The 14,302-nt window shown below is 72.1% G+C and carries 16 protein-coding genes; 6 read left to right on the top strand and 10 right to left on the bottom strand.

Going from position 1 to position 14,302, the window contains the following annotated elements:
* The first annotated feature begins 4 nt into the window (after nt 1–4).
* On the top strand, nt 5–1,351 hold the full coding sequence (locus tag CF165_RS14415; protein WP_093948463.1) for a pyridoxal phosphate-dependent decarboxylase family protein: 1,347 nt from the start codon (nt 5–7) through the stop codon (nt 1,349–1,351).
* Here CF165_RS14415 and CF165_RS14410 read toward each other — a convergent pair.
* Complete coding sequence (locus CF165_RS14410) at nt 1,345–1,737, bottom strand: hypothetical protein (RefSeq protein WP_093948013.1); 393 nt, start codon at nt 1,735–1,737, stop codon at nt 1,345–1,347. The genes CF165_RS14415 and CF165_RS14410 overlap by 7 nt on opposite strands.
* 152 nt (nt 1,738–1,889) lie before the next feature.
* On the opposite strand from CF165_RS14410, the gene CF165_RS14405 reads away from it, so the two are divergent.
* A complete protein-coding gene (locus CF165_RS14405; protein ID WP_439098506.1) occupies nt 1,890–3,083 on the top strand; it encodes a glycoside hydrolase family 18 protein in 1,194 nt (397 codons plus the stop codon).
* Nucleotides 3,084–3,134: 51 nt separating this feature from the next.
* On the opposite strand, the gene CF165_RS14400 is transcribed toward CF165_RS14405, so the two are convergent.
* Together CF165_RS14400 and CF165_RS14395 are read right to left on the bottom strand one after the other, a co-directional pair.
* Entirely contained in the window at nt 3,135–3,980 is an 846-nt protein-coding gene (locus CF165_RS14400; RefSeq protein ID WP_093948011.1) for an MFS transporter, read from the bottom strand.
* Between the two features lie 113 nt (nt 3,981–4,093).
* A complete protein-coding gene (locus CF165_RS14395; RefSeq protein ID WP_093948010.1) occupies nt 4,094–4,516 on the bottom strand; it encodes a DUF5709 domain-containing protein in 423 nt (140 codons plus the stop codon).
* A gap of 101 nt (nt 4,517–4,617) precedes the next feature.
* On the opposite strand from CF165_RS14395, the gene CF165_RS14390 reads away from it, so the two are divergent.
* Entirely contained in the window at nt 4,618–5,445 is an 828-nt protein-coding gene (locus CF165_RS14390; RefSeq protein ID WP_093948009.1) for a cyclase family protein, read from the top strand.
* Nucleotides 5,446–5,464: 19 nt separating this feature from the next.
* Here the strand turns inward: CF165_RS14390 and CF165_RS14385 are convergent, their stop codons facing one another.
* The 3 genes from CF165_RS14385 to CF165_RS14375 form a co-directional block, all read right to left on the bottom strand.
* A complete protein-coding gene (locus CF165_RS14385; protein WP_240521598.1) occupies nt 5,465–7,777 on the bottom strand; it encodes a putative bifunctional diguanylate cyclase/phosphodiesterase in 2,313 nt (770 codons plus the stop codon).
* A gap of 69 nt (nt 7,778–7,846) precedes the next feature.
* On the bottom strand, nt 7,847–8,356 hold the full coding sequence (locus tag CF165_RS14380; RefSeq protein WP_093948007.1) for a hypothetical protein: 510 nt from the start codon (nt 8,354–8,356) through the stop codon (nt 7,847–7,849).
* Nucleotides 8,357–8,461: 105 nt separating this feature from the next.
* Nucleotides 8,462–8,662: a carboxymuconolactone decarboxylase family protein gene (locus tag CF165_RS14375; protein ID WP_093948006.1), complete on the bottom strand. Its 201-nt coding sequence runs from the start codon at nt 8,660–8,662 to the stop codon at nt 8,462–8,464.
* A gap of 95 nt (nt 8,663–8,757) precedes the next feature.
* Between CF165_RS14375 and sigJ the strand changes: the two genes are divergently transcribed.
* A complete protein-coding gene (sigJ, locus tag CF165_RS14370; protein ID WP_240521597.1) occupies nt 8,758–9,621 on the top strand; it encodes an RNA polymerase sigma factor SigJ in 864 nt (287 codons plus the stop codon).
* On the opposite strand, the gene CF165_RS14365 is transcribed toward sigJ, so the two are convergent.
* The 3 genes from CF165_RS14365 to CF165_RS14355 are packed head-to-tail and all read right to left on the bottom strand — an operon-like array spanning nt 9,563 to nt 13,078.
* Entirely contained in the window at nt 9,563–11,122 is a 1,560-nt protein-coding gene (locus CF165_RS14365) for an AMP-binding protein (RefSeq protein WP_093948004.1), read from the bottom strand. The genes sigJ and CF165_RS14365 overlap by 59 nt on opposite strands.
* Nucleotides 11,123–11,127: 5 nt before the next feature.
* The gene (locus CF165_RS14360) at nt 11,128–12,249 is read right to left on the bottom strand and encodes a DUF5938 domain-containing protein (RefSeq protein ID WP_093948003.1); all 1,122 of its coding nucleotides are present in this window, start codon (nt 12,247–12,249) and stop codon (nt 11,128–11,130) included.
* A gap of 25 nt (nt 12,250–12,274) precedes the next feature.
* The gene (locus CF165_RS14355) at nt 12,275–13,078 is read right to left on the bottom strand and encodes an SDR family NAD(P)-dependent oxidoreductase (RefSeq protein ID WP_093948462.1); all 804 of its coding nucleotides are present in this window, start codon (nt 13,076–13,078) and stop codon (nt 12,275–12,277) included.
* A gap of 138 nt (nt 13,079–13,216) precedes the next feature.
* On the opposite strand from CF165_RS14355, the gene CF165_RS14350 reads away from it, so the two are divergent.
* The gene (locus CF165_RS14350) at nt 13,217–13,858 is read left to right on the top strand and encodes a TetR/AcrR family transcriptional regulator (RefSeq protein ID WP_093948002.1); all 642 of its coding nucleotides are present in this window, start codon (nt 13,217–13,219) and stop codon (nt 13,856–13,858) included.
* Here the strand turns inward: CF165_RS14350 and CF165_RS51195 are convergent.
* On the bottom strand, nt 13,855–14,022 hold the full coding sequence (locus CF165_RS51195; protein ID WP_158226789.1) for a hypothetical protein: 168 nt from the start codon (nt 14,020–14,022) through the stop codon (nt 13,855–13,857). The genes CF165_RS14350 and CF165_RS51195 overlap by 4 nt on opposite strands.
* Here CF165_RS51195 and CF165_RS50225 point away from each other — a divergent pair.
* The gene (locus CF165_RS50225) at nt 14,021–14,296 is read left to right on the top strand and encodes a hypothetical protein (RefSeq protein WP_143268589.1); all 276 of its coding nucleotides are present in this window, start codon (nt 14,021–14,023) and stop codon (nt 14,294–14,296) included. The two genes, CF165_RS51195 and CF165_RS50225, sit on opposite strands and share 2 nt — an antisense overlap.
* Nucleotides 14,297–14,302 lie beyond the last annotated feature (6 nt).

Here is a 14,302-nt window from a genome sequence, read left to right as displayed (position 1 = left end):
CGACATACGCGCACTGCTGGCCCGCGCCGCCGAACTGGCCGCGGACCACCGCGAGAGCCTGGCGGACCGGCCGGTCGCCCGTGCCGCCGACCCGCACGTCCTGCGCGCCGGCTTTGGCGGCCCACTGCCGGAAGCGCCGAGCCCACCGTCCGAAGTGCTCGAAGAGCTCGCCCGCGCCGCCGAACCGGGACTGGTCGCCACGGCCGGGCCGCGGTTCTTCGGCTTCGTCGTCGGCGGCGCGCTGCCCGCCGCGACTGCCGCTGATGTTCTGGCCGCGGGCTGGGACCAGAACGGGTTCAACGCCGTCCTCTCACCCGCCGCGGCCGCCGCCGAAGACGTCGCCGGTGCCTGGCTGAAGGAGCTGCTCGGCCTGCCCGCCACGGCGTCCGCCGGGTTCGTCACCGGCGGCCAGTCGGCGAACACCACCGGGCTCGCCGCGGCCCGGCACCACGTGCTGGCCGAAGCCGGCTGGGACGTCGAACGCGACGGGCTCACCGGTGCCCCGCGCGTCCGCGTCGTCGCGAGCGAAGAACGGCACGCGACCATCGACCGCTCGTTGCGCCTGCTGGGGTTCGGCACCCGGGCCGTCGAGCCGGTGGCCGCCGGGCCGCAGGGCGCGATCGATGTGGCCGACCTCGAACGGGTCCTCGCCGCCGGCAGCGGACCGGCGATCGTCTGCCTGCAGGCGGGGAACGTGAACACCGGCGCGTGCGACGACCTGCGTGCCGCCCGCGAAGCCGCGGGCGACGCCTGGCTCCACGTCGACGGCGCCTTCGGGTTGTGGGCCGCGGCCAACCCGGCCACGGCGGCGCTGCTCGACGGCGTCGAGCTGGCCGACTCCTGGGCCTGCGACGGGCACAAGTGGCTGAACGTCCCGTACGACTCGGGGTTCGTCTTCTGCGCCCGCCCGGACGTCCACGCCGCGGCGATCGCCTACCGCGCGGCCTACCTGACCGGGGCCGGCGAAGTGTCCGGCATGGGCGATCTGACGCTGGAGTCGTCTCGCCGCGCTCGCGGCTTCGCGGTCTGGGCGGCGTTGCGCGAGCTGGGCCGCGACGGCGTCGCCGAACTCGTCGACCGCTGCTGCCGGCTGGCGCGGCGCTTCGCGAAGGCTCTCGCCGACGGCGGCGCCGAAATCGGCAACGACGTCGTCCTCAACCAGGTCCTGGTCTCCTTCGGCGACGACACCGACGCGCTCACCCGGAAGGTCCAGGACGACGGCACGTGCTGGCTGGGCGGCACCACCTGGCGCGGCCGCCGCTACCTGCGGATCTCGGTGTCCGGCTGGACGACGACGGAGGCCGACGTCGACCGTTCGGCCGCGGCGATCCTCCGCCTCGCCGGTCAGTGACCCTCGCGCACCGCGAGCGCATCCGTCCGCCAGGCGATTTCCTTCTCGCCACCCGTCGGCCAGCTCGACGACAGCCGCCGCCGGACACTGCCCAGCGCGCCCAGCTCGGCGAGGTCGACGCGGGGACCCTGCGCGGCCAGCGACGTCACCTCGGCGGTGGTGAGCGGGACGAAGTCGAAGTACTGCGCGTCTTCGCCGCCGGCCCGGTCGACGAACTCGGTGAAGATCGCGGCGAACGACTGGCCGCATTCCAGGCACCGGCGCAGCGAGACGCTGAAATGGGACCGCTCCACCAGGCAATGGGTCTTGCGCAGCCGGGTCGTGCAGAACGCCAGCGCGGTCAGGGCGTCGTCGCCGGAGCAGCGGGCGCAGCCGAACTCGGTCATCGGGCGATCATCGCACGTCCGTGAATCCGCGCCCGGCTGGGGGAGCTTCGGGAAATCCGTTGACCGTACTGATTTGACCCTGGTTCAGAATGGTCTGGACCTGTTAGCCTCGGCGTGTCCACACGGCAGGTTGGGAGAATCCCGTGCTCCGCATGAGAAAACGCGTCGCCGTCATCGCACTCGCGCTCGCCGGTGCCTCCGTCGTCGCGCCGCCCGCGAACGCCGGGCAGGCCCAGGGCAAGGTGATGGCCTACTTCGCCGACTGGGACGTCTACGCCCGCAATTACCACGTGAAGGACATCGAGACGTCCGGATCGGCCGCGAAGCTGACGCACCTCAACTACGCGTTCGGCAACGTGACGGGCGGCGGCTGCGCGGTCGGCGATCCGTGGGCCGACCACGACATGCCCTACGACGCCGCCGCGAGCGTCGACGGCCAGGCCGACGGCGCCGAACCCGGCGCGCTGCACGGCAGCTTCAACCAGCTCCTCGAACTCAAGAAGCTGCACCCGAAGCTGAAGGTGCTGTGGTCCTTCGGCGGCTGGACCTGGTCGGCGGGGTTCACCGAGGCCGCGAAGAACCCGGCCGCGTTCGCCGAATCCTGCTACAACCTCGTCAACGACCCGCGCTGGGCGGGCGTCTTCGACGGCATCGACGTCGACTGGGAGTACCCGAACGCCTGCGGCAACACCTGCGACACCAGTGGCCCGAAGGCGTTCACGGGACTGGTCAAGGCGCTGCGCGCGAAGTTCGGGCACCAGCTCGTCACCGCCGCGATCACCGCGGACGGCTCGGCCGGCGGCAAGATCGACGCCACCGACTACGCCGGGGCGAGCCGGTACCTCGACTGGTACAACGTGATGACCTACGACTACTTCGTCGCGGGCGCGAGCCCGGCCGGGCCCACCGCGCCGCACTCGCCGCTGCGGGCCTACCCGGGCCTCCCGACGGCCGGCTACTACGCCGACGCGGCGATCCAGAAGCTGCGCCACCAGGGCGTGCCGTCGTCGAAGATGTTGCTGGGCCTGGGGTTCTACGGCCGCGGCTGGGACGGCGTGACGCAGAAGCAGCCCGGCGGCACGGCGACCGGCCCGGCTCCCGGCACCTACGAAGCGGGCGTCGAGGACTACAAGGTCCTCAAGACCAAGTGCCCCGCCAACGGCCGGGTCGCCGGCACGGCCTACGCGAAGTGCGGTTCGCAGTGGTGGAGCTACGACACGCCCGAGACGGCGTCGGCCAAGGCCGGCTACGCGAAGTCGCAGGGGCTCGGCGGGGTGTTCGCCTGGGAGCTGTCCGGTGACACGGCCAACGCCGAACTGCTGAAGGCTGTCGCGGGCCGCTGCTGAAAGCTGGAGGGCCCGGACGCGAGCGCGTCCGGGCCCTTCGTCCACTGAGGACTATGCCGGGAAGCCGTGCCGCCGCGCGCCGAGCACCAGGGCGAGTACCGGCACGAGGAGCACCAGCAGTGTCCAGGGGAACGCCGCCGGCCCGGCGGCGTCGAGCAGGACACCGCCGGCCACCCCGCCCGCGGCCATCGCGGCGTTCCACAGCGTGACGAGCATGGCCTGCGCGTTGTCCGCCGCTTCGCCGCCGGCGTTCCCGGCCGCCGTCTGCAGCAGCGTCGGGACGCCGCCCCAGCCGAGCCCCCACAGCGCCACGGCAGCGTAGACCGGCACCGGGCTGCCCGCGAACACCGCCAGCAGCAACGCGGCCACCGCGACCAGAAGCGTGCTGAGCACCGTCAACGTGCGCAGGACCGGGACCCGGCCGCCGGCCTGCCCGGGCTGGTCCGGCACCGCCGCGGTGATCCACGCGAGCAGCACGACCGCGAGCACCGACATGACACCGAAGGCCGAGCGCCAGCCGAGCAGGCCGCCGAGGAACGTCCCGGCCGGGATGCCGAGGGAGAGCGCGAGCGGGATGCCGGCCATGACGATCGCGATGGCCTTGCCCTGCCGGTGCGCGGGAGCGAGACGCCGGGCGTGGCCGGCCAGCAGCGCCCAGACGACGCCCGCGGCCACGCCGGCGACGAACCGGGCCACCATCGTGAGCAGGTAGTCCGCCGACAGCGCCGTGACGGTGTTGGCGACGGCGAACCCGGCGACGCCGGCCAGCAGCAAACGCTTGCGGCGCCAGGTTGCGGTGGCCGCGGAGAGCGGGATCGCGGTGAGCGCGGTGCCGAGCGCGTAGATCGTCACGGCCTGGCCCGCGGCGGATTCGGCGACGCCGGCGGCTCGTCGCACGTCATGAACGAGTCGTTCATGACGTCAGGCGGGGTGAACGAGTCGTTCACGACGTCGGCAGCGTCCGAGAGGGTGGCGGGCGGTCCTGGTGCCTCGGACGCCGGCCCGTCACCTCACCAGCGCCGCGACGGGTCGATCACGTGGACGGCCGCTTCCTCCGCCGAAGCCGCGCCGCCGTCGATGCCCGCGTCGGACGCGTACAGCTCTTCGTCGCTGTCCTCGCCGTAGCCCTCGTCGGTGGCGACCAAGCGGCCCGCGCGGACGTCGCCGACCTCGTCGTCGATCAGCTCGCCGTCGGTGTCTTCGCTGTCGCCGAGGCCGTCGCCCTCCTCGGAAGCCACGTCCGGGACCTCGCGGGCGAGCCGGCGTTCCCAGCTTTCGCCCTCGGCGGTCTCGCGCGCGGTGGTGCCCCAGCCCTCGGTCGCCTGCGCGCGCTCCGGCGGGGAGTACCCCTCCGCCAGCTCGTCGCGGTCGTCCAAAGTGTCTTCGGGGTCCAGGATGCCGTCGTCGGCGCTGTCTTCGATGTCGTTGCCCACGACCCCATCTTCCCGCAACTCCTTGGCCGCGCCGAGCCCGGGTGATATCACCGTGTCATGCCGGGGGTCACGCCCGGAACTGGGTGGAAAGGTGATCCCTCATGCCGATGAGACGCAGGGTGCTGGCCGCGGGGCTGGCCGGGGTGTTCGGCACCGCGCTGTCCGGGCGGACGGCCCAAGCCGCGCCGACGGTCCCGCCGGTGCGGCTCGACCAGCTGAACCTGGTCAACCTCTCGCACGTCAACGACCCCGCCACGACGAACGTCTTCCCCGGCGACCCGGCCTTCGAGCTGGAAACCATCGCGACCATCCCCGCGGACGGCTACTACCTCCAGTTCGTCCGCGAAGGCGAGCACACCGGGACGCACTGGGGCGCGCCCGGGCACTTCAACACCGGCGAGCCGCTCGCCGACGACATGGACCCGGGCGACCTGTTCCGGCCCGCCGTGAAGATCGACGTGCGGGCGAAGGCCGCGGCGAACCCGGACTACGCCGTCACGGTCGACGACCTCAAGGCGTGGGAGAAGCGCCACGGCCGGATCCCGGACGAGTCCGTCGTCGTGCTGTGGACCGGCTGGGACGCCAAGTGGGGCACCCCCGCGTACCCGAACACCGGCGCGGACGGCGTGCTGCACCAGCCTGGCTTCTCCGTTCCCGCCGTGCGGTGGCTGATCGACACCGGGCGGCTGGGGCGCCGCGGCGGCACCGGTACCGACACCTTCAGCCCCGACGTCGGCACCGACGAGACCTACACCGTGTCCAAGCTGGTCTACCGGCGGCACCGGATCAGCCTGGAGATCCTGGCGAACCTCAAGGCGCTGCCCACCACCGGCGCCTGGGTGCTCGCGGGCGGCCCGATCAACCGCAACGGCGCCGGCTCGACCGCGACCGTCTTCGGCGTGCTGCCGCCGGGCGTGAACGCTGGTTAACCGCGAGTGTGAACGCTGGTTAACCTGCGGAAAGCGTCGACAGCCGCAGCTGTGACAGCGGGGCCGGGTGGCCGAACCGGTAGCCCTGGGCGGTCGTGCAGCCCGCCCGGACGACCAGTTCGGCCTGCTCGGCCGTCTCGATGCCTTCGGCGACCACGGCCACGTCGAGGTCGGCGCACAACCCGACCAGCGACCGGCACAGCGCCGCGTCGCGGTCCGGCTGGACGCCGGTGGTCAGCGCCCGGTCCAGCTTGATCAGGTCGACCGGCAGCGCGTGCAGGACGGTCAGCGAGCTGTACCCGGCGCCGAAGTCGTCGAGCGCCACCCGGACGCCGAGGGCCTGCAGGCGGCGGATCGCGGCGGCCCCCGCGGTCAGGTCCGGCACCGGCACGGTCTCGGTGATCTCGACGATCAGCCGGTCCGCGGGCAGCCGGTACCGGGCGAGGCTCGCGCCGACGCTCTCCTCGAGCGCGGCGGCGCCGAGCCGGCTCGCGCAGACGTTGACGTGCACGGTGAGGTCCAGCCCGGCCGCGGTGATCTCCCGGCAGGCGAGGTCCAGCACCAGCGCGTCCAGTTCGGCGCCGAGGCCGGCGCCTTCGGCGGCGCGGACGAACGTCTCGGGCGACACCGCGGTGCCGTCCCGCGTGGTCCACCGGGCGAGCGCCTCCACGGCCACCGGCGTCTCGTCGGCGAGCCGGACGATCGGCTGGAACACCAGCGCGAAGCCTTCGGGGAGGCCGCCGTCCGCGCGGCGCAGCGCCGACGGGAAGTCCGGCGGCCCGTCCGGCGACGGGTGGTACACGACGGTGGTGTCCTTGCCCAGCCGCTTGCCCGCGTACATCGACGAGTCCGCGCGGCCCAGCAGGACGTCCGAGGTGACCAGCGGCTCGGCCGGGTCCGGCACCACCAGGCCCATGCTCGCGCGGACCGGGACCAGCGTGCCGTGCACCGCGAACGGCCGCCGCAGCGCGCTCTGGATCCGGTCGGCGACGGCCTGCGGTGCGTCCAGCTCGCCCTCCAGGAGGATCGCGAACTCGTCGCCGCCCAGCCGCGCGACCGTGTCGCCGGCGCGTACGCAGCTCAGCAGCCGCTGGGCGACCGCGTGCAGCAGGACGTCACCGCCCGCGTGCCCGAACCGGTCGTTGACCTCCTTGAAGTCGTCCAGGTCGACGAAGATCAGCACGAGCGGCCGGTGCCCGCCGTCCGCGGCGTGCTCGACGGCCCGGTCCAGCCGGTCGGCGAACAGCGCGCGGTTGGCCAGCCCGGTCAGCGGGTCGTGGAAGGCCTGGTGGGTCAGCTGCTGGCGGCCCTCGTACACCCTCCGCAGCAGCAACCTGTTGTCCAGCAAGGAAAGCAGCTGCCGCGCGAGCACCAGGAACACGACGAGCACGCCGACGGACACCTCGACGCCGTCCGGCCCGGCTCCGGCCAGCAGCTGCACCGTGATCAGCAGCGCGACCGCGGTGACGGGCAGGTACGGCAGCGCCACCTGCCACCAGTCGACCCCGGCCGCCTGGCCCGCGTCGTCGTGCCGCCGCGCCCGGGGCGTGAAGAGCAGGGCGAAGGCGATGAACAGCGGGCCGAGCACGAACCCCGCGTCCGCCCACGGCTTCATGCTCTGCGCGCCGATGCTCACCAGGTAGGCGAAGACGCTGTCGGAGCAGGCCAGCGCGACGATCCCGACGGCGGCCAGCAGCAGGTTCGCGCGGTAGGGCCGGTCCACCCGGTCGAACACGACCAGCAGCACCGCGACGACCACGATCACCAGGTCGGACAGCGGGTAGGCGATGGCGACGGCCCAGGTCAGCGCGTCCGGGCCGGTGGCCCTGACCACCTGCCCGAGCGCGGCGGTCCAGGTCAGGATGAACAGCGAGCCGGTGACGACGAGCCCGTCGATGACGACCGCGACGCCGAAGTGCGCCGTCCACTGCGCGGGCTGCCAGCGCTCGCGGTCCGGCCGGACCCGCGCCCGGGCGAGGACGAACAGGGCGGCGAGTGCGAACACGGGGAAGCTCAGGTACCCGACGTCGGCCAGCGACGGCGACGGCAGCCCGCGGCCGTCGATCAGCTGGTACCAGGACCAGACGCATTGGCCGAGCGACCAGGCGGTCATGCCGGTCGCGACCAGGACCCGCCACCAGCGCTGGTGCCCCCGGACGCGGCGGGCGACCAGGACACCGCAGACGACCGCGGAGATCCCCGCGCTCAGCTGCATGGCGTCGTCGATCCACAGCGCGACGGTGTCGCCCCAGAACGCGAAACCGTTGACCAAGATCATCGCCGCCGTGACGAGGACGAACGCGATCGCCACTGGGTACCGCCGCACTGTCATGGCACCTCACGCGGTCACGCACGCCGGTCGGACCGGGAAACACTACACCGCGCGTGATCGAGTACGCGCTCACCGCACCGGTGCCGGCTGTCCTCGCCGGACGCGGCCCCACGGCTTGAAGACCGAGACGACGTTCGAGAGCAGCAGCAGGCTGGGCGCGACGACGACGGGCGGGAGCAGGCCGCTCGGGTCGCCCAGCGGCGTCCCGCCGGCCGCGAGCTGCCTGCCGTACTCGACGACGTCGTCGATCCCCGGCCGCAGCGAGAAGAAGATCAGCAGCAGCATCAGCACGTTGGCGGCCAGCTTCACGGCCACCCACCAGTAGTGGACCAGGCCGTACTTGGTGCCGAGGCCGAGCACGACGCCGGTGCCGAGGGTGAGGACGGCGGTGGTCAGCATCGGCCACACCACGAACAGGCCGACCGCACGCAGGCTCGTGGCGACCACGGCCGGGTCTCCGGAGATCAGCGCCGTGCAGACCAGGATGCCGAACGCCGCGTCGATCCCGAACCACAGGCCGGCCGACACGAGGTGTGCCAGCAGGTAGGTCTTGCGAGCCCGGGTGCTCAGCATGGTCATGGTGGCCGCCCTCCCTTTTCGAGGGCTCCATCGTCGGGGCAGGTGCCGTCCGCGGTCGTCCGCCCGCGGACGGCACTTGCGGCTACGCCCGGGCGCGTACGGGCGTCACGTGGTGTGGTTCTCGTCCAGCGGCCGTCCCGGGATCGGCTTGGCGACGAGCGCCACCGGCACGAAGTAGCACATCTGGCTCAGCACCAGCACGAGCGTCCAGAGCGCCTTTTCGTCGTAGTGGGCGGCGGCCCGGGCGACCAGCTCGTCGGAAACCCGCTCGGCCCCGGGGTTCGCGGTGAAGATCGCTTCGGACATCGGAGTTCCTTTCGTCGGTTCCGGATTCCCGGCGAAACGGCCCGGCCGGATGTGAGGCGCTGTCACGGATCGCCGCCCGGACTCGTCAGAGCGGTGTGAGTGATCTTCTGGGTGAACGGCCGCGGCTGATCGGCCTCGCCTACCGGCTCCTGGGGTCCCTGAGCGACGCCGAAGACGCCGTCCAAGAGGCGTACGGCCGGTGGTACGCCCTGTCCGGGCCGCAGCGGGAAGCGGTCGACCGGCCGGGCGCGTGGCTGACGACGGTCGCGAGCCGGATCTGCCTCGACCTCCTCGGTTCGGCGCGGGTCCGCCGGGAGCGTTACGTCGGCGAGTGGGTTCCCGAGCCGCTGCCGGCGGAGGCGGGGTGGCCCGCCGATCCGGCCGACCGCGTCACGCTGGACGAGTCGGTCACCATGGCGTTCCTGATCGTGCTGGAGACCATGACGCCGGCCGAACGCGTGGCGTTCGTCCTCCACGACGTGTTCGGCTACCCGTTCGCGGAGGTGGCGGCGGTCCTCGACCGGTCGGCGGCGGCGTGCCGCCAGCTGGCCACCTCCGCGCGCCGCCGCGTCCGGGCGGCCCGGGCGGCGGTGCCGCCGCGGGGGAGCGCGGACGTCGTCCGGGCCTTCAAGCTGGCCTGGGAGGCGAAGGACATCGAAGGACTGATCGGCCTCCTCGACCCCGGCGCCCAGGCCACCGCCGACGGCGGCGGCCTGGTCAGCGCGGTGCTCCGCCCGATCACCGGAGGCGAGCGGATCGCGCGCTACACCGTGGACATCACGGGCCGGATCCCCGCGTTGACGCTCGAGGAGACCGTGGTCAACGGCCGGCCGGGCCTGCTCGCCCGGCGCGGCGGAGCCGTCGTGATGGTCATGGCCTTCGACGTGGCCGGCGAGTCGATCAAGCGGATCTGGGCGGTGCGGAACCCCGAGAAGCTCCGCCGGTGGCAGGCGGCGTGAGCAGCCGCGCCTTGACCTCTCCCTTCAGCACCTTGCCCACCTTGGACCGGGGCAGGTCCGGCCAGACCAGGACCTCCTTGGGCGCCTTGACGCTGCCGAGCAGGTCCTTCGCGAACTCCCGCAGCTCCGCGGCCGCCACCCCGCGTCCGGAGTGGAACTGCACCACGGCGGTCACCTGCTCGCCCCACTTCTCGTGCGGCAGCCCGACGACCGCGCAGTCCCGTACCGCGGGGTGGCTCATCAGCGCCTGTTCGACTTCGGCGGAGTAGACGTTGAACCCGCCGCTGATGATCATGTCCTTGAGACGGTCCACAATGTACAGATAGTTGTCACGGTCGAGGTAGCCGACGTCGCCGGTGTGGTGCCACCCGTCCCGGGAGACCGCGGCGGTGGCGGCCGGGTCCCGGTAGTACCCGGCCATCACCAGCGGGCCGCGCACCACGATCTCACCGCGGGCTCCCCGCTCCAGGAACCGGCCGTCGGAGCCGACGATGGCCACCTGCGTCAAGGGTGTCGGTTTGCCCGCCGAGGCGAACCGCGAGACGGCGAGCGTGCCGTCGGCGTCGAAGTGGTCCGCCGGCGCCAGCGTGGAGATCATCATCGGTGCCTCCGACTGCCCGAACAGCTGGCCCAGCACCGGTCCGATCCGTTCGATCGCCTCCTTCAGCCGCGCGGTGGACATCGGCGCCGCGCCGTACCAGAGGCACTGCAGCGACGAGAGGTCCGCGGCATCCAGCGTGATGTTGTCCAGCAGCAGGTAGATCAGCGTCGGCGGCAGGAACGCGTGCGTGATCCGGTTCCGCTCGACGAGGTCGATGAACTCCGTCAAGTCCGGCGAAGGCATCACGACGATCTCGCCGCCGAGCGTCATGACCGGGAAGCACAGGACCCCCGCCGCGTGCGTGAGCGGCGCCAGGGCCAAGTACTTCGGCCGTCCCTCGAAGGGGTAGCTCATCAGCGTCAGCGCGGTCATCGTCTCGATGTTGTGCCCGGTCAGCACCACGCCCTTCGGCTTGCCGGTCGTCCCGCCGGTGCCGACGAGCATCACCACGTCGTCCACCGGCGGGGCTTCCCAGGGCTCGGCGTCGCCGAGCCAACCCTCGAACGAGCCGTCGTCGAGGCAGACGACCGTCTTCAGCTTCGGCAGCTCCGGCCGGATCTTCTCGACCAGTGGCGCGAACGACGACTGGAAGATCAGGCACGTGCAGTCGAACAGGTCCAGCTGGTCCCGGTTCTCGGCGGCGGCGTTGCGGGGGTTGACCGGGCACCACACCGCGCCCGCCCGGGAAACGCCGAAGACGCAGGCGAACGCGATCGGGTCGTTGCCGGAGAGGATCGCGACCTTCTCGCCCGGGCGGACGCCGGAGCGGTCGAGCGCCCGGGCGATCCGCCAGGACAGCTCCTGCACGGTCGCGTAGCTCAGCGAGATCCCCGCCGTGGTCAGGCACGGCGCCGAGGGGCCGAGCGAGGCCCCCTTGTCGAGGTAGTCGGCCAGGCGCATGGCGGTCAGATCTGCACGGTCAGGGCCGGCGCCTGCACCAGGCCGAAGTTCCGCAGCACGCCCAGCAGTTCGCGGTGCCCGAACGCCTGGCACGCCGACGCGAACCCGGCCCGCCGCGGCGGTTGCTGCAGCAGTGAATACGCCGCGTACGCCTGCAACAGGCCGGTTTGCTTGTAGTTGCAGGTGCCGTGGATGACGCAGTGCGCGCGCCCGGCCGGGCCGGAGGCGTGCACCGAATCCAGCGAGGTGTTGATCCGCTGGTTCTCCCGCGGCGGCATCTCGTCGCGCACGGCGGCGGCCTGCTCGTGCAGCACCTTGAGCTTCTCCGCCTCCGGCAGGCCGTCCACCTGCTCCAGCACGGCCTTCACGATCAGCGGCACGCCCTGCATCAGCGCGCGGTCGAAGACGCCGCCGAGCGCCTTGACGTTCGCCACCCGCGGGTCGCGCTTGAACCACACCGGGTGCGACGTGCCGCCCCACGGCAGCGCGAGCCCGATCTCGTGCTGCCCGGGCACGGCGACGTCGTGCAGGCCGCCGTCGGCAGGCCATTCGACGTAGGTGTCCTGTTCGAGGTGGTAGGCCTTCGACAGCGCGGCGTTGACCAGGATCGTCTGCGTCGAAGCGACGGTGGGGTAGCCCTTCCAGAACACCAGGATGTCGAGGGTGTCCAGGCCGGGCGTCTCGAGGCAGAGGTTCGCGGCGATCTCGCCGGTGGTGTACATCTGCGCGATGCCGGGCGAGAGCAGCAGGCCCTTTTCCGCCATCCGCGCGCCGTAGGTTTCGTCGCAGGTGATCAGCCAGTCCTGCTCACCGGTCGTGTCCAGGTAGTGCGTGCCGCTGCGGATGCAGGCCTCGACGACTTCGTGGCCGTATTCGGCGAACGGCCCGACGGTGTTGCAGACGACGGACGCGCCGTCGAACAGCTCGGCCAGCGACTCCGCTTCGTGGCCGACTTCGACGACCTCGTGGTCGACCGTGTCGAGGCCGGGGATGTGGTCGAGGGTGGCCTGGAGCCGGGCCTTGTCGCGGCCGGCGGCGGTGAACGGGACGTGGTACTCGCGAAGGTATTCGCAGATCAGGCGGCCGGTGTAGCCGGAGGCGCCGTAGACGACGACGGGCTTGGTCATGGATCGTGCCTTTCGGGAGGAGGGGTCACATGCCCATGCCGCCGTCGACCGGCAGGCCGGCGCCGGTGACGAAGCGGGCGGCGTCGGACGCGAGGAAGACGACGGCGTCGGCCATGTCGGTGACCTCGCCGAGGCGGCCGGCCGGGGTCTGCCCGACGACGGCGCCGATGGCGTCCTCGACGCTCGGGAACAGGCCCAGCCGGACGACGTCGCCGGCGAGCTGGTTGCCCATCTCGGTGGGGACCAGGCCGGGGTAGACGCAGTTGACGCGGACGCTGTAGCCGAGCTTCCCGGCCTCCATGGCGGCGACGCGGGTCAGCCGGTCCACGGCGGATTTCGTCGCGGAGTAGCCGGCGATGCCGGGGAAGGCGATGGTCGCCGCGACCGACGCGATGTTGACGACGGCGCCGCCGTTCCCGGCCGGGCCGCCGGGGCGCATCGCGCGGAAGGCGTGCTTGAGGCCGAGCGCGGTGCCGAGGACGTTGACGTCGAGCATCCGCCGGACGTCGGCCGGGTCGAGGTCGGCGACCAGGCCGGAGAGCTCGATGCCGGCGTTGTTGACCACGATGTCCAGGCCGCCGAGCTCGGCGATCGTGGCCGTGACGGCCTGCTCCCAGGCCGCGTCGTCGGTGACGTCGAGCGGGACGAACGCGGCGGTGGCGCCGGTCTGCTTGAGCGCGTCGGCGGTCGCGCGGCCCAGGTCCTCCCGGATGTCGGCGATCACCACCGCGGCGCCCGCCTTCGCCAGCGCTTCGGCCATTCCGGCGCCGAGGCCGCGTGCTCCTCCGGTGACGAGCGCGGCGCGCCCGGACAGGTCGTAACCAGCCATGGACATCTCCTCCTTGAGACGGCTGCGGCACAGCATCGGCCGAAGACTGGACAGTCGTCAAGAGTTTCTTGGACACTCGTAAAGAAAAAGTTGGTCAAGTGTCCGATAGACTGACGCCCTCAACCGACGAAATGACGGATGGTGCAGGTGACAGAGGCGAAGGAGCGGACCCGGGAGCGGATCTCGCGCCGCCAGGTCGACAAGTTCGAGCAGCGGCGCGCCCAGCTCGCGGAGTCCGCGCTGCAGACGCTGGCCGAGCTCGGCTACGCGCGCACCAGCCTGCGGGAGATCGCCCAGAACTCGGAGTTCTCGCACGGCGTGCTGCACTACTACTTCGCCGACAAGGTCGACCTGCTGACCCACTGCGTCCGGCAGTTCGAGGAGGTCTGCGTCACCCGGTACGACGAAATCGTCGCCCGCGCGCGGACGGCTTTCGAGTTGCAACGGGACTTCGCGACGGCGATGGCCGCGACGCTGCGCGCGGACGCGAAGATGCACCGGCTCTGGTACGACCTGCGCAACCAGAGCCTGTTCGAGGAGTCGTTCCGCGCCGACGTGCTGGAGATCGACCGGCGGCGCGAGGAGATGATCCGCCAGGTCGTGACGCGCTACGCGGACCTGGTGCCCGCGCCGCTGGACGTGCCGCCATCGATGGCTTACGCGCTGCTCGACGGCCTGTTCCAGCAAGCGCTGCTCCGGCACCTGGCCGGAGTGGAGGAGGCCGCGGCGGAACTCGAACGGGACGTGCCGTCCGTGCTGGCGCGCCTCGTGGCCGGCTAGGGCCTGCCGGGTTCACGCCTGCCCCGCGGCGCGGGCACGACGAACGCGATGACCGTCGCCGCCAGGCCGGCGAGCACGGACAGGTGCGCGGCGGCCGGTACGGCGCTGATCAGGAACAGCCGCAGCGACCCCGAGATCAGCAGGCGCCACATCTTCGGGCTCATGATCAACAAGTACCCGCGGCGGCTCGCCGTCAACCGGGCGGCGGGCCACAGCCGGGTCACGATCACCCGGCCGGGCGGCGGGCGCGATCTTCGCCCGGTGCCGGAGATTTTCCGCCGCGGAATCGGGGCGGCGCGCCAACAATGCGGCCCGCGGGAACCGGACATCGAGGGCTTTCCCGTTTCCGTCGCCGCCGGGAAAGGAAACCGAGGGATAACGATCCGTTTGCCGCACCTTGATCGATTGGACATCGGCGATGGCGCTGACGAACATTGATGCCCG

Origin of the sequence: Amycolatopsis vastitatis (assembly GCF_002234595.1) — a bacterium.
GTDB classification, from domain to species: domain Bacteria; phylum Actinomycetota; class Actinomycetes; order Mycobacteriales; family Pseudonocardiaceae; genus Amycolatopsis; species Amycolatopsis vastitatis.
Note: the sequence above shows the minus strand (reverse complement) of the source record. Positions and strands in the feature narration are given on the sequence as shown.

Coding starts and splice junctions, on each gene's coding strand:
- CF165_RS14360 (WP_093948003.1), bottom strand. CDS start 12,249: ATGACCAAGCCCGTCGTCGTCTACGGCGCCTCCGGCTACACCGGCCGC.
- CF165_RS14380 (WP_093948007.1), bottom strand. CDS start 8,356: ATGACCATGCTGAGCACCCGGGCTCGCAAGACCTACCTGCTGGCACAC.
- CF165_RS14410 (WP_093948013.1), bottom strand. CDS start 1,737: ATGACCGAGTTCGGCTGCGCCCGCTGCTCCGGCGACGACGCCCTGACC.
- CF165_RS14405 (WP_439098506.1), top strand. CDS start 1,890: ATGAGAAAACGCGTCGCCGTCATCGCACTCGCGCTCGCCGGTGCCTCC.
- CF165_RS14350 (WP_093948002.1), top strand. CDS start 13,217: ATGGTGCAGGTGACAGAGGCGAAGGAGCGGACCCGGGAGCGGATCTCG.
- CF165_RS14385 (WP_240521598.1), bottom strand. CDS start 7,777: ATGACAGTGCGGCGGTACCCAGTGGCGATCGCGTTCGTCCTCGTCACG.
- CF165_RS50225 (WP_143268589.1), top strand. CDS start 14,021: ATGATCAACAAGTACCCGCGGCGGCTCGCCGTCAACCGGGCGGCGGGC.
- CF165_RS14355 (WP_093948462.1), bottom strand. CDS start 13,078: ATGGCTGGTTACGACCTGTCCGGGCGCGCCGCGCTCGTCACCGGAGGA.
- CF165_RS51195 (WP_158226789.1), bottom strand. CDS start 14,022: ATGAGCCCGAAGATGTGGCGCCTGCTGATCTCGGGGTCGCTGCGGCTG.
- CF165_RS14375 (WP_093948006.1), bottom strand. CDS start 8,662: ATGTCCGAAGCGATCTTCACCGCGAACCCCGGGGCCGAGCGGGTTTCC.
- CF165_RS14390 (WP_093948009.1), top strand. CDS start 4,618: ATGCCGATGAGACGCAGGGTGCTGGCCGCGGGGCTGGCCGGGGTGTTC.
- CF165_RS14365 (WP_093948004.1), bottom strand. CDS start 11,122: ATGCGCCTGGCCGACTACCTCGACAAGGGGGCCTCGCTCGGCCCCTCG.